The sequence below is a fragment of the Limnothrix sp. CMB-01 genome (assembly GCF_055193175.1).
The window spans coordinates 1,589,066-1,602,361 of record NZ_CM143720.1 but is presented as its reverse complement, the minus strand read 5'-3'; the positions used below and the strand labels follow the sequence as shown (position 1 = coordinate 1,602,361).

The 13,296-nt window shown below is 53.2% G+C and carries 13 protein-coding genes; 7 read left to right on the top strand and 6 right to left on the bottom strand.

Annotation, left to right across the window (positions count from 1 at the left end; genetic code table 11):
- Nucleotides 1–11 precede the first annotated feature (11 nt).
- Nucleotides 12–2,336, bottom strand: coding sequence for a Calx-beta domain-containing protein (locus ACZA91_RS06700; RefSeq protein ID WP_463185490.1), 2,325 nt, complete (start codon nt 2,334–2,336; stop codon nt 12–14).
- A 575-nt stretch (nt 2,337–2,911) separates the two neighbouring features.
- Complete coding sequence (locus tag ACZA91_RS06695; protein ID WP_463185486.1) at nt 2,912–3,958, bottom strand: Calx-beta domain-containing protein; 1,047 nt, start codon at nt 3,956–3,958, stop codon at nt 2,912–2,914.
- On the opposite strand from ACZA91_RS06695, the gene ACZA91_RS06690 reads away from it, so the two are divergent.
- Complete coding sequence (locus tag ACZA91_RS06690; RefSeq protein ID WP_463185482.1) at nt 3,951–4,271, top strand: hypothetical protein; 321 nt, start codon at nt 3,951–3,953, stop codon at nt 4,269–4,271. The genes ACZA91_RS06695 and ACZA91_RS06690 overlap by 8 nt on opposite strands.
- Before the next feature lie 346 nt (nt 4,272–4,617).
- Here the strand turns inward: ACZA91_RS06690 and ACZA91_RS06685 are convergent, their stop codons facing one another.
- Together ACZA91_RS06685 and ACZA91_RS06680 are read right to left on the bottom strand one after the other, a co-directional pair.
- Nucleotides 4,618–5,739 (bottom strand): glycosyltransferase family 2 protein, encoded by a 1,122-nt coding sequence (locus ACZA91_RS06685; RefSeq protein WP_463185477.1) that lies wholly within the window; start codon nt 5,737–5,739, stop codon nt 4,618–4,620.
- 14 nt (nt 5,740–5,753) lie between these two features.
- Entirely contained in the window at nt 5,754–6,971 is a 1,218-nt protein-coding gene (locus tag ACZA91_RS06680) for an ABC transporter permease (RefSeq protein ID WP_099532267.1), read from the bottom strand.
- Nucleotides 6,972–7,441: 470 nt separating this feature from the next.
- Here ACZA91_RS06680 and ACZA91_RS06675 point away from each other — a divergent pair, with 470 nt between their 5' ends.
- From ACZA91_RS06675 to ACZA91_RS06650, 6 genes are all read left to right on the top strand, one after another.
- The gene (locus ACZA91_RS06675) at nt 7,442–7,792 is read left to right on the top strand and encodes a 2Fe-2S iron-sulfur cluster-binding protein (RefSeq protein WP_463185471.1); all 351 of its coding nucleotides are present in this window, start codon (nt 7,442–7,444) and stop codon (nt 7,790–7,792) included.
- A gap of 399 nt (nt 7,793–8,191) precedes the next feature.
- Nucleotides 8,192–8,674: a hypothetical protein gene (locus ACZA91_RS06670; protein WP_463185467.1), complete on the top strand. Its 483-nt coding sequence runs from the start codon at nt 8,192–8,194 to the stop codon at nt 8,672–8,674.
- Between the two features lie 309 nt (nt 8,675–8,983).
- On the top strand, nt 8,984–9,964 hold the full coding sequence (locus ACZA91_RS06665) for an NAD(P)-dependent alcohol dehydrogenase (RefSeq protein ID WP_463185466.1): 981 nt from the start codon (nt 8,984–8,986) through the stop codon (nt 9,962–9,964).
- Nucleotides 9,965–10,112: 148 nt separating this feature from the next.
- Nucleotides 10,113–10,670: a GNAT family N-acetyltransferase gene (locus ACZA91_RS06660; protein ID WP_463185463.1), complete on the top strand. Its 558-nt coding sequence runs from the start codon at nt 10,113–10,115 to the stop codon at nt 10,668–10,670.
- Between the two features lie 201 nt (nt 10,671–10,871).
- On the top strand, nt 10,872–11,870 hold the full coding sequence (msrP, locus tag ACZA91_RS06655; RefSeq protein WP_190353661.1) for a protein-methionine-sulfoxide reductase catalytic subunit MsrP: 999 nt from the start codon (nt 10,872–10,874) through the stop codon (nt 11,868–11,870).
- A gap of 112 nt (nt 11,871–11,982) precedes the next feature.
- On the top strand, nt 11,983–12,255 hold the full coding sequence (locus tag ACZA91_RS06650; RefSeq protein ID WP_143472931.1) for a hypothetical protein: 273 nt from the start codon (nt 11,983–11,985) through the stop codon (nt 12,253–12,255).
- Between the two features lie 89 nt (nt 12,256–12,344).
- On the opposite strand, the gene ACZA91_RS06645 is transcribed toward ACZA91_RS06650, so the two are convergent.
- Together ACZA91_RS06645 and ACZA91_RS06640 are read right to left on the bottom strand one after the other, a co-directional pair.
- Nucleotides 12,345–12,683 carry a DUF5615 family PIN-like protein gene (locus tag ACZA91_RS06645; protein ID WP_143472930.1) on the bottom strand — a complete coding sequence of 113 codons (339 nt, stop codon included), beginning with the start codon at nt 12,681–12,683 and terminating at the stop codon, nt 12,345–12,347.
- Between the two features lie 199 nt (nt 12,684–12,882).
- A complete protein-coding gene (locus ACZA91_RS06640) occupies nt 12,883–13,194 on the bottom strand; it encodes a DUF433 domain-containing protein (protein ID WP_099532259.1) in 312 nt (103 codons plus the stop codon).
- Between the last annotated feature and the right edge of the window lie 102 nt (nt 13,195–13,296).

Sequence of the window (13,296 nt, the reverse complement as noted above, 5' to 3'; positions counted from 1 at the left end):
CATCCTAGGCCTCAAATGAAATCTTTGGCCCGCGTGGACAGGGCAGATCCCAAATTGGCTGAGAGTACCACTTCGTAGTTGTAGCCCGTGCTGGCGGGCAGCGCACCATTGCCAACACTTTGGGTCATGGCTGTTTTGTCGGGACGGCGCGGCGCATAGGCCGAATCCGCTTGCACCAGCACATTGCCGCCCGTGAAACTGAGGCCCCGCACAAACAGGGAGTTGGTGGTGTCGTCACCGAGGGGGGCGGTTCCCTTGTCATTGCGAGCTGTCAGGTAAGTGGCGTTTTGGATGTTGCCTGTGGTGGGGTCAACCTTGGCCAAAATCCCCACTTTGCCGCCGCCGCCGCCGCTGGGGCTGCCGTCTGTGTAGCCCGTGAGCCAGCCACTGCCCGTGAAGCGACTGAGGTTATTCCCCGGTTGGTTGCCGGTGGAGGTGAAGACGGCATAAAGATTGGAGCCATCCCAAGCCAAGCCCGTGCCTGTTCCATCATCGGCGGTGGTTTCGTAGTCGGTGCGTACCCAATTGCGCACGCCGTTGGTGAAGCTGACCAAGATCGGATCCTGATTGAGGGCCGACACCTGTTGATAGCCGATGTAGATGTTGGTGTTGCCGAGGGTAATTTTGGGGCCATTTTTGGCGGCGATCGCGGCTTCCGAATCACTGGGGCTGAAGGCAACGGCGCTGGCCACGGAGGATTGCACCGGGCCGCTGGTGGGTGTTGTGGTCGCGCTGGAGCCGCTGGCGGCGCTGTCGATGATGCTGATGGTGGCGGCGTTGATGCTACCCAGTTGTCCGCCCGTGGGATTGCTGAGGTTGAGTTGGAAAGTTTCCGTTGGCTCGGCCAGGCTGTCGCTCAGGATTGGGATCGTGAGGCTGGCGACGCTCTGGCCGGCGGCGAAGGTGAGCTGGCCATTGATGGTGCTGTAGTCGAGGCCGGCCAGGGCGGTTCCGTTGCTGGTGGCGTAGGTCACCGACAGGGGTTGGGACAGGTCGCCAGTCCGTCGCACGGGAATGGCCAGGGAGCCGCCGGTTTCGTTGATGCTGTAGCTGTTGCCATCCAGGGAAACGGTGGGGCCGGTGGGGGTCGTGCTGCTGCCGCCGCCGCTGCCGTCGCGGATGATGAGGGTGGCGGTGGCTCGATCGAGCTGGGCCCCCACGGGATTCGACAACAGCAGGGCCACGGTTTCATCGGTTTCCGTGAGGCGATCGTCTGTTAGGGGAATTGAGATGGTTTTGCGGGTTTCGCCGGGAGCAAAGGCGATCGCGCTGTTCACGGGGGTGAAGTCTTGGTTGGGGGTGGCCGTGCCGCTACCGGTGCTGAAGGTGGCCTGGGCGGCGGGTTGCAGGTTGCCGGAACGCTCAATGGTAATCACGGCGCTGCGATCTTGCTCGTTGCCCACAAAGCCGCTGCCCAGGAAGCGCAGGATCGCGGTGTTGGCGTTCAGGCTTTCTTGGGAAATCACGTTGCTGGCGCTGAAGCTATTGGGGTTGATGCCCTTGAGAACGGCCAGATAGCGGCCCGTCGCCCGATCGCGGACGATCGTGTCGCCGCTGTTAACGCCGATGCCGGCCGTGAAGTCCAAATCTTCAAACCGTTGACCGCTGGGCACGACCAGCCGATCGGCTCCTTCCTGCAAAAAATCCAAAATCACATCGGCCGAGGCGATCGAGCTGCCACCCGCCACCGCACTGATCAAAAACAGATCAGCCCCAGCGCCACCGGCCAGGGTGTCGGCTCCCAAATCCCCCGACAGCAGATCATCACCCAGGTCGCCCAGCAGTTGATCATCACCCGCACCGCCCCAGAGGGTATCGGCTTCCTTGCCGCCGCGCAGTCGATCGTTGCCCTCATTGCCAAAGATCAAATCGCGGCCACGGTTGCCAGCCAATTGGTCATCGCCCGCTAGCCCCTGGATTTGATCATCACCACTCCAACCCAACAGCAAATCGCGACCAGCGCCCCCCGTGAGCGAATCGGCGGACTCGCTGCCAAAGTTGAAGCGGTTGAACCCGCCGCCCGGTTCGCGCCGTTCCCGAAATCCCGATCGCGCAAAATGTTCCAGACCCGAAGTGAGCTGACCCCGCCCGATCGCCCCTTGCACATCGGGATTTTGGGCTAAATAGTTTGCTTCGTTGTAAAGCGGCAACACCGCTTGCAAAATTTCATAATCGCCGCTGGGGCTGCGGCCTTCGCTGAAACCATGCTGTGAAAAATGTGCAAAGCCCGATCGCAGCAAATTACCGCTTACCGCAAGGTTCACATCGGGATTTCGGGCTAAATAATCCGCTTCACGATAGGCAAAACTCGCCACCTCAAAACCGGTGAAATCCATAGATCGGCTCCGTCTAGCAAAACTGATTCGCAGGGAAGGGTAGGAGCTGTCATCGCATTCACTGAATCCCTGATGCCGGTGCGATCGACCGTGGGCCCTGACCGCTGAAACCGGTTTTTCACGAAGGCTCCAGTTCTTGGCCTCCTGCCCTCGGATCAGGACAGGATCAAGATTGCGAGGATTTGATGACAGACCCTAACGTTTCTTTTCGAAAGTTTTCCTGAGAAACCGGAATTGCGCTCTGAAACTGAATTGGATGGGTCTTTTGGGAATCAGAGGAGCTGTAGAAATAATGCAAAAGGGAATTTAATCAAGATGTCTAAAAAGCCAAAATGGCTATTTGCAAATTTCATCAGCAATTTCATCGATCAACAATGAAAAGGGGTCGAAATTCTATCGCTTGTTCGAGATGTTTTTGAGGCATCGTTGACCCATTTCTGATCAATCAATTTTCTGATCAATCAATTTTTGACCAATGCTAATGGAGCAGGGGCACGCCGATCGACATGCCCGATCGCTCTGGATTCAAATGCGAAATGGACGATGGGCAACTACTCGGCCCACTTCAACGCTGCTCAAAGACCATGATCACTGATGGTGAGGGTAGCGGTTGCCAAATCCAGCTCAGCTCCAACGGGATTGGACAGCAGCAGCATCACGGTTTCGTTGGGTTCCGTGCGCCGATCGTCTGTTAATGGGATGGTGATTGTTTTGCGGGTTTCGTCGGCCCCAAAGGCGATCGAGCCGGTGATGGGAGTGAAGTCTTGGTTGGGGGTGGCCGTGCCGCCGCTGGTGCTGAAGCTCACGCTCACGTCCGTTGCCGTGTTCACCGATCGCTCTAGGGTAATGGTCGCCTTGCCGTCCAGCTCAACGCCCAGAAAATTACCCTTGCTGAACCGAATCACGGCCGGGGTCGGGGCCAAGCTATCTTGGGACACCACATTGCTAGCGTTGAAGCTGCTGGGGCTGATTCCTTTCAGGATCACCCAGTTTCGGCCCGTCGCCCGATCGCGCACGATCGTATCGCCACTGTTGTTTCCTGTTCCGGCGATGAAGTCCAAATCTTCAAACCGTTGACCGCTGGGCAGCACCAACTGATCTGCCTCGCTGGTTCGGAAATCCAAAATCAAATCCGCTTGGTCGATCGTGCCCCCATCCGTCGCCATCCCAATCAAAAAGCGATCGGCCCCCAAGCCACCAGTCATCGTATCAAGACCCAATTCGCCCGCGAGCCAATCGTCTCCCAAATCCCCCAGTAACTGATCGTTGCCGCTGCCGCCCCACAGGCTATCTGCCCCTTGTCCCCCTTGGATCCAATCATGGCCATCATCGCCCCATAGCTGATCACGGCCTTGGTTGCCCAACAGGCGATCGTCCCCATCCAAGCCGTGTAATTCGTCATCACCACCCCAGCCTTGAATCCAGTCCCGGCCAATCCCCCCAAGAACCAAATCGGCGTTTTCGGTGGTTAGCTCCACACGATAAAAACCATCATTGGCGCTGCGGCGTTCCTTGGTTCCTGGGGCGATCGGGGGGATTAATTCACCGTTGGATGGGGAGACGGGCGTGGTGGCCAGAATTGCAGAATTGGCGACTAAATGGCTCGCTGCCGCATTGAGCAAGAAATCTGCTGTTGAAGCCGCTGCTGAAACCGTTTCGGAAACAGGGTTTTCACTTCTAGAAACTTGGTTGACTGGGAAATTGTTGGATGCCAAGTGCCAGAAGCTGAATTTTGGGAAACTTGGGTTCGAGGAGCGGCTGATTTCAAACGTTTGCGCCCCAGGATTTGATTCTCGACAAGCAAAATTTGCCACACCAAACTCGTTAAAGTTCATGGGAAAACTCCGTCAGTCGTGGCTGATTTTTAGGGAATATAATTTTTTCTTCAGAAATTTAGAATTGAAACCGGATCTAAAAGATAGTTTTATTTTGTAAAGGCAAAGTGCCAAAGCGCACTCATGGAAACGCTTTTCAATTAAAGAAGCTTATGTTCTGACGAGAATGGATTATGAAAAATAAAATGCCTAATCAGAAAAAGTTCCGTGAATTCAATTCGATTCGATCGGTGGCCTAGGTGGGTTTTGAGATCTTGGAGTCAGATTAGATTGTTGGCTTCAATTGGAAAAAATTGAAGCAATGGGCACTTTGGCGAAATACTCCCACCTAGCATTAACCTCGGGCAAAGTCAGGAGTCAAATTTTTTACTCACGGTGCGTCAAATCGGTTGCTTTGACTTACGGAAGGGGTATTGATAGCCGGATAGACAAACGCCAAGGAGCGATCAGCCTTTGGGGCGATCGAGCTGATCGAGCTGGCAATGAATTGGCTCCTGAAAGCGGGGCACGAGGGTCAGGGCCAAGATTCGATCCTGAATGCGCTGTAGCCCTAGTTGCTCGATCGCCCTTTGCCCGATCGTCCCCGGTAGCCCCATCAGCCCCATTTTGAGCAAGATTTGCGCCACCAAGGGCCATTGCTTCAAGACCCCACGATGGCACTGCAACACTTGCCAGGCAAAGCGGGCGGCGGTTTTGGCGCGGCGCGGCTGGGCGGGGCCGTCCAACGCCTTAAAGAGCAGATATTTGTAGCGGTTGCCCCAAATGATTGCCCGATGGGGGGTGAGTTGGTTGGGCGATCGGGCGATCGCCGTTTGCAAAATTTGCCGACTGACGCGCTCCTGTCGCCACACGTTTTCCGATGAGGAGGTGGGCCGTTGGCGATAGAACACATGGCATTCGGGTACTTGGGCCGCTGGAAACTGCCAAGCCAATCGCAGCCACAAATCCCAATCTTCTGAGGGAACCAAGTCTGGCTGAAAACCGCCCACTTGGTTCAAGGCCGATCGACTCACCAGCACATTAGACCCGCTGGAAACAAAATCCGTGACCAACAGGGGCCCATAGATCCAACCGCTGAAGGGGCTGGTGACCGGCTGCCCGATCGCCCGGCCCGAATCATCGGTGAGTTGAGTCCAACTGTAAACCCAACCGGCGGCGGGGTTAGCCGCCAGGGCCGCCAGTTGGGCCCGCAACTTGTCGGGATGCCAGCGATCGTCCGCATCGATGAACCCAATCCAGTTCCCCTGCGCCCGATCGATCCCACGATTCCGGGCGATCGCCTGTCCCCCGTTGGCAAAGGCATAAACCCGAATCCGGCCATCGGCGGCCGCCATCGACTCAGCCAAGGCCCGGGAGCGATCGTGGCTACCGTCGTCAATAATCAACAGTTCCCAATCGGGTTCCGTTTGGGCCAAAATCGAGGCCACCGTATCCGCCAGGGTGTCTGCCCCATTGAACACCGGCAGCACGATCGACACCCGCGGCCGGTGGTTGTCCTCGGTGCTGTTGTCCTTGGTGCTGCTGGTTTCGGTGCTGCTGGTTTCGGGTTCGGTGGCTTCCGTGGCCATGATCTAGGTGCTGCCTAAGCGCTGCGAAGGGCCACGATCGGATCCAGCTTGGCCGCCTGTTGGGCTGGAATTACGCCAAAAAAGAGACCAATCCCGCCCGAGACACCCACAGCCACCCCGATCGCGGTGCTGGAGGGGGCCGCTTCCAAGTCCGTGGCCGCGCTCACCAAGGCCAAGCCGCCCACGCCAACGGCCGTGCCGATCGCCCCACCCAAACTAGCCAAAATCGTCGCTTCAATCACAAACTGCATCAAAATATCCCGTTGGGAAGCCCCGATCGCCTTGCGCAGCCCAATTTCTTGGGTGCGTTCCGCCACCGACACCAGCATGATGTTTGTGATGCCAATGCCACCCACCAGCAGGGAAATACTGGCGATCGCCACCAACATCACCTGCAACGTGCCGGTGATCGCCCCCAGGGTGTTTTGCAAATCCTGCTGGTTACGAACGGTGAAATCATCCTCGCCCACAATTTTGTGTCGTCGGCGCAGCAGGTTTTCAATCTGGAATTGGGCGGCCCGCATCACCGTTTCATCCCGCGCCGACAGGGAAATATAACTAACACTGGTTCCATAGGGCGATCGACGACCCACCAACCGGTTCGCCATGGTGCGCAGCGGCAAAAACACGGTCATGTCCATATCCATGCCGAAGCTGGATCCCTTGGGCTGCATCACCCCAATCACCTCTGCCCGCAGGTTGCGAATGCGCACAGACTGCCCGATCGGGTCTTGGCCGTTGAACAATTGCCGCGCCACCTCAGACCCCAGCACCACCACCCGCTGCACCCGTTGGCCATCGAGCTTGGAGATGAACCGGCCCCGATCGACCTGGAAATCTCGCACTTCGGTATAGTCCGGCGTGGTGCCAATGACGGTGACGCTGGCGTTGCGGCCCCGGTAGCTCACCACCTCGTTCCCGGTCAGCTCCGGAGCCACGGCCACCACGGTGGGCACTTCTGTAGAAATGGCCTCCGCATCTTCCAGCACCAGGGTTTGTGGGGGCCAAAGGGGCCGGCGATCGGCCTCCGGGCTGCCGGGGCGAATAAACAAGGTATTGGGGCCCAAGGATTGCACCTCGGCGGTCACAAACCGTTGGGCCCCCTCGCCCACCCCGATCGTGGCAATCACCGAAGCATTACCAATCACAATCCCCAGCATGGTGAGGCTGCTGCGCAATTTGTTGGCGGCCAAGGTGGCGATCGCCATTTTGAGGCTTTCCCAGAGGTTCATCGGTAAGGGCGATCGTCCGGGCGATCAATGAGGGGACTGGAATTTGCTTTGGACTTTGCTTTCAGAGTTAATCCTAGCGAACTCCCAAAACCCTGCGGCGATCGCTGAGTTTAGTAGCGTGGCTGTTTTAGTTCGATCGGTCAGGTCAAATGACTGTTGCTGTTGGGCGATCGGTAGGCAGCGAAGGTATTAATCTCTTGATTACCACGACTGACTCCGCAACATTGACCCACGCCCTACGAGTTGCGGTCAAAGTTCCGTAAATGAGGGCATATTCCGCAGTGATAGGACAACGCCCATAATGCCGGAGTTAGACTGCGCATCCTTGACAACACTCTGCTGAAGAGAGTTATCCTGTACATGCGATCTAATACATAGTTAGGCGGCAACTTGCCTGATGATTTAGTAGCTAGCTTCTTTTGACAAAGATCTTACTCTTATAAATTAATATCCAAACAAGGAGGCAAGAAATGAGTGTCAACATTAAATTTGTGCTGCCCGGTGGAGAGACTTTTCTACTTAGTGGAGAAGAGGGGGAATCACTCCTGCAATTAAAACAATCCTATCCTAGTGAACTTAACGATTTGGAATGTGCTTGCGAAGGTTCACTTGCTTGCTCAACTTGTCATGTCATAGTAGACAAAATTCACTATCCCATGACAGGAGAAATCTCGGACGAAGAAAATGACATGCTTGACTTAGCTCCTAAAGTAACTGCGACATCTCGTCTTGGTTGCCAAGTGAAACTGACAAAACAGTTAGAGGGAGCAATCTTTACAATACCTAGCAATAACCGTAATACCAGTCTCTCTAGTCGTTAGCTGGCTCCGCAGAACGTTCCTGCACTCGTTCTTCAAGGTTTCTTATTTTCTCGAAAACGCCCAGAGGGTGAGTTGGAAAGGCATCAGCAAAGGTAGCCCCTTGCGGTATCTGATTCCAAAAACGCTCAGCGCGATCGCTGATCTTGTAGTGCGTGTTTCTTTGCCGCTACTCGATCGGTAGGCAGCGAAGGTATTAATCTCCTGATCACCACGACTGACTCCGCAACGTTGACCCATGCCCTACGAGTTGCGGTCAAAGTCCCGTAAATGAGAGCATATTCCGCAGTGATAGGACAACGCTCATAATGCCGGAGTTAGACCGCTAAACTCTGGGCTAGGAAATGAAGTATTTCAACTTAAATGATGGAAAGATTTCAGGATACAGGAGATACAGTTTAAATGATGGAAAGATTTCAGGATACAGGAGATACAGTTCAATCATTTCAAGATCAGGTTCTTGTGCGCTGTCCTCATTGTGGTTCATGTGCTGTTGTGCGTTGCACCACTCCTGAAAATTTCCGATTTTCTCCTCGCAGGTTTTCCTGCAAAGCCTGTGGTTCCTACAAGGATTGGGCTGAAAGTACAATTTCAAGAACTTGGAAAAATGAGCCACCAGTAGATGATTATTTTCATTACCCTTTATGGTTGCAAGCACCTTGTTGCGGTCAAACGCTTTGGGCTTACAATTTTGAACACTTAGATTTTATTGAAGTATTTGTCAGCGCAAGATTGCGAGAAAGCCAACGCGACGAAAATGATCTTTGGTCGAATCGCAGCTTATTTTCACGCTTGCCGAAATGGATTCAATCAGCTAAGAACCGAGAAGCTATTTTAAAAGTTATCAATAAAATTCGTCAATCAAATGAGGGCGCTTTTCAGTAATACCTCCTAATACAGCCCTTACTTCGATTACTAAGCACAGTCGCTTGTAGGGTGGGCAGTGCCCACCGAACCGTTGCTTCATGGCATGTGCGATATGACGTGCCAATTATTTTAGGTAAAGGCTGTAAGATGATTGTCCTCAAGTTATTGACGAAGCGGCATGATCTAGGAATTCTAGTGCGGCAGGCTGTCGAAAATTGATTTATAAGAAACGTGACGAGGATTAAAGTCGCTGACCAGAAACGTTGGGTTTCGCAAAGTCAATGAATAAAAAATATGGCAAACTAAAGCTATCTTTGAGGAAAATTCATGAAAGCAATTGTATGTGTAAAGTATGGATCTCCTGATGCTATGCAGCTTAAAGAAGTAGAGAAACCAACTCCTAAAGCAAACGAGGTGCTAATTAAAATCTATGCAACAACAGTAACGTCAGCAGACATTCGCATCCGAAAGGCTGACCCATTCCCCGTAAGATTTTTCTACGGTTTCGCAAGACCTAAAAACAACACCATACTCGGGTCGGAGCTGGCCGGAGAAATTGAAGCAGTTGGTGAAAATGTAAAACAATTCAAAGCAGGTGACCAAGTATTTGCTGGCGCAGGAACCAGCCTCGGTGCAAATGCTGAGTATATTTGTCTGCCTGAAGCAGGAGCGGTGGCGATCAAGCCTACCAATATGACCTATGAGGAAACTGCTGCTATTCCTTTTGGAGCAACAACTGCATTGATCTTCCTAAGAGATAAGGGAAAGATTCAGAGTGGGCAGGAAGTTTTGATCTATGGCGCTTCTGGAGCAGTAGGGATGGCTGCCGTACAGCTTGCCAAATTCTTTGGCGCACAAGTGACCGGAGTGTGTAGTACAGCGAAGTTAGAACTGGTGAAATCTCTCGGATCTGACAACGTTATTGACTATACGAAAGAGGATTTCACTCAAAATGGTAAAACCTACGATATTATTTTCGACACAAGCGGCAAAAGTCCATTTTCAGGCTGTCTCAGCTCGCTAAAAAATAATGGCATCTATCTTAGAGCTGTTCATATCAATCTATTGCCGATACTCCGAGGGATGTGGACTTCAATTACCGGCAGCAAAAAAGTCATAGGTGGGGTAGCGATCGAGCGTAAAGCAGATCTAATTTTCCTGAAAGAGTTAATTGAAATGGGCAGGATGAAATCGGTCATCGACAGGCGTTATTCACTGGAACAGACCGCCGAAGCTCACAGGTATGTTGAACAAGGACATAAGAAAGGGAATGTTGTCATTACTGTGGCGCAAAGCAGCAAAACCTAACAACATGCTGTACCAGAATGTTTAATCGGGTCTATTGATTTGCAAAACCTGTTTGTGCTTGGTGAGCGCAACCGTTGGGCGAACAAGAATCTGTGAAGATAGTCATCAATTGTCGCACTGGAAGCTTTTTATATTTTGGGAGAACTTGGTGCAACCAAAGTTGACAGATAGGCTTGTGTTGAGGTCGTTCTCAGAGAGAGATGCCGAGGGATTGTTCCGCTACCTGTCGAGAAAGCAAGTGAATTGCTTCGCTTCAGACAGAATTGAGACAATGGATCAAGCAATGAAGGTTGTGGAGGAACGACAGAGAACTGATAAGTTCATTGCTGTCTGCCTGAAAGAAACTGATGAACTGATCGGAGACCTATTTCTCCAGAAAGAGGAGCCAGACACTTACAGTGTGGGTTGGAATTTTAACGCGGACTATCAGGGAAAAGGATATGCTCTTGAGAGCGCTAAGGCGCTGCTAGACTATCTTTTTAAGGATAGAGGTGCAAGAAGAATTTACGCTTATGTGGAAGAAGATAATATTCGCTCTCAGAAGGTCTGTGAACGCCTAGGCATGAGAAAGGAAGGATGTTTCAAGGAATTCATCACGTTCATCAATAATGATGACGGAACGCCGAGATACGAGAATACAATGCAATTTGCAATCTTAAGAAAAGAATGGGATTCAACGAAAGACATCGATATGGAGAAGAAATAGCCGCCCAACATTGACTTTAATTTGATGATTTTGGAACAAAATTGCAGGTTAAATCAGCGTTAGACTAAAAAAAGTTCTGAGTGTTCTTGAGGGAGAATATAATTTTGGCTTAGGTGTTCTCCTGAAAAGCTGTAATCCTAGCGATCGCACCCGATCGACTGTGCTCGACTCACCGCGCTGACTGCCCGCCCTGTCTATCCCATGACCTTCTTTAATCTGCGCCCCGACTGGCAATTGCGCGATCGCGAAGCAACGGATCCAGCCCTGTTTCTCAATCGCCGCCGATTTTTGCAATCCCTCGCCGGGTTCAGCATTGCCGGTGGTGTTCTGTCGCTGACGGGTTGCCAAAACACACCGACTGGCGAGCTGGAAGCGGCCCCACCCCCCGGCCCCACCACCATGCGATCGCCCTTCGTTGGGGTGCAGCGCAATTCCCAATTTGCCGATCCGCAGCGAGCCGTCACGCCCCAAGACTTGGCCGGCCGCTACAACAACTTCTATGAATTTGGTGGCACAAAGGACATTGCCCAGCGGGCCCAACGGTTGCCTACCAATCCCTGGACCGTGGAAGTGTCTGGATTGGTCAAGCAGCCTAAAACTTGGGCGATCGAGGATTTAATCAAAGCCTTTGAGATTGAAGAACGCATCTATCGGTTTCGCTGCGTCGAAGCTTGGGCGATGGTTGTGCCTTGGCTCGGGTTTCCGATGCGCAAACTGATCGAAGCCGTCGATCCTTTGCCCGATGCCAAATTTGTCCGCTTCACCTCCTACTACAACAAAGACATCGCGATCGGGCCGGCCTGGGCCTATCGCGACCTCCCTTGGCCCTACACCGAAGGCCTCACGCTGGCGGAAATGGCTAACGACCTCGCCTTTTTTGCGGTGGGTAACTATGGGCAAATTTTGCCGAAGCAGCACGGCGCACCGATTCGGGCTGTCCTGCCTTGGAAATATGGCTTTAAAGGGGCTAAGTCGATCGTCAAAATTGAGTTTTTGCCCCGGCAGCCCCTGACCTTTTGGAACACTCTGGCTCCTGATGAATACGGCTTTGAGGCCAATGTGGATCCCCTGGTTCCCCATCCCCGCTGGTCGCAGGCCACGGAGCGGTTATTGGGATCGGGCCCGCCGCTCGCCTGGAAAACGGTTCCCACCCGTCCCTACAACGGCTATGGACAATGGGTTTCTGGTCTTTATGCGTAGGTTAATTATTGCAATGATCATCAAGCTGTAACGATCGCCTCGACCGCTGAATTCTCCACAAGCCACAATGGCCAAAGTTCAGGATTTACCGGCCAGCAGAGGAGGCGATCCAATGCCGATCGACTTTCAAAGAGCTTTGGTGATGCGATTTTGGCAGTTGGCCCGCTGCCGACCCGTTGCGGGGTATGCCATGTATTTGGATGTATTGGAGGGGCGATCGGTCTTGGCCATTGATTGCCGGGCCCAGAGCGCGGCCCACAAGCTTTGGGAACAGCGGGCCCAACTTAATCAAGCGGCCTGTCAGCTTGGCATTGAGCGCTTGGTGTTGCGGGTGCGGGGTGAAATTTGGCGATCGCCCTGGCAAGCTACGGCTACGGATTCCTAATCAATTACCCTTATTAATTGCCCTTGATCCCAAGGTGAATTTCTGGCAATTGGTGAACCGTGCCGCATGAATCGCTGATTGCTGAAAAATTAGCTCAAAATTTCGATTTTGCCAGCTAATTCTGTCGGCTGAAAGGTCTCATAGAGCAACAGCAATTGACGCACTATCCGCCCGATCGGGAGGGCCAGCGGACTATAAACCACGCCCCCATGATCTTTTTGCGATCCGGCAAACTTCACCAGCGTCACTTCCGCTGTCACGAAAACCAATTGGTGGCGATAGGCAAACAAAAGCTGGGTGGCATCGCTCTGGTTCTGGAGCTTCACCTCTGTAGGCCGGGTGGCCCGCACCCCATAGCCGCGCAGGGCTGCGCTGACGGCGGGATCAAGGCTGTCGTCTAGGTAAAATCCCAAGCGTGGTTGGCTCACGGGTTGCGGGGGTGTCAAGAGCATCTCAGGATTGGATATAGCCTGAAGCGCGATCGATTGCAATTTCCTGAAACTTTCCGCACCCTTTCGCGGCCGCTCCGGAGCGATCGCCACAACGCTCAGGGATGAGGTGGGCTAACGGCTCGATCGGCACTCAATCACTTGACCGAAAAACGCTCAGTTAAGGACGCACTCAGCCCTAATCTCCGCGTAGCTCACTGAGGCGCTCCTGAAGAACGGAGACTTGGCTTCGCTGAAATCCGGCAACGAAGGCCAGGTCTTCGTGAATGGCCAAGTCCATTTCACTGCGGTGGTCAAAGTAATAGGCCATAGCTGCATAGAGGGCCGCCAGGGGCAGTTGATAGCGCCCAGCGATTTCCTCGATCGATTGGCCAAGTCGTAGATGCATCAGGGCCACATCGGTCACGGTAATCCGGGTTCCGGCCAGCCGCGGACGACCGCCCCGAATCCCCGGTGTGGTTTCAATATGGCGTGACAAGCTTTTACTCATCGAACTGGGCTGTGCAAGAGTACCCATTTTGACGTGTATTTTCTGACATGTATGTTTTGACATGTACTGGCGGCGCATCGAGGTTGAACTTTACTCAAATTT

Excerpts from the sequence above, each read along its gene's own strand:
- ACZA91_RS06680 (WP_099532267.1), bottom strand. The coding sequence starts at position 6,971 with ATGAACCTCTGGGAAAGCCTCAAAATGGCGATCGCCACCTTGGCCGCC.
- ACZA91_RS06670 (WP_463185467.1), top strand. The coding sequence starts at position 8,192 with ATGATGGAAAGATTTCAGGATACAGGAGATACAGTTCAATCATTTCAA.
- ACZA91_RS06665 (WP_463185466.1), top strand. The coding sequence starts at position 8,984 with ATGAAAGCAATTGTATGTGTAAAGTATGGATCTCCTGATGCTATGCAG.
- ACZA91_RS06685 (WP_463185477.1), bottom strand. The coding sequence starts at position 5,739 with ATGGCCACGGAAGCCACCGAACCCGAAACCAGCAGCACCGAAACCAGC.
- ACZA91_RS06675 (WP_463185471.1), top strand. The coding sequence starts at position 7,442 with ATGAGTGTCAACATTAAATTTGTGCTGCCCGGTGGAGAGACTTTTCTA.
- ACZA91_RS06640 (WP_099532259.1), bottom strand. The coding sequence starts at position 13,194 with ATGAGTAAAAGCTTGTCACGCCATATTGAAACCACACCGGGGATTCGG.
- msrP (WP_190353661.1), top strand. The coding sequence starts at position 10,872 with ATGACCTTCTTTAATCTGCGCCCCGACTGGCAATTGCGCGATCGCGAA.
- ACZA91_RS06700 (WP_463185490.1), bottom strand. The coding sequence starts at position 2,336 with ATGGATTTCACCGGTTTTGAGGTGGCGAGTTTTGCCTATCGTGAAGCG.
- ACZA91_RS06650 (WP_143472931.1), top strand. The coding sequence starts at position 11,983 with ATGCCGATCGACTTTCAAAGAGCTTTGGTGATGCGATTTTGGCAGTTG.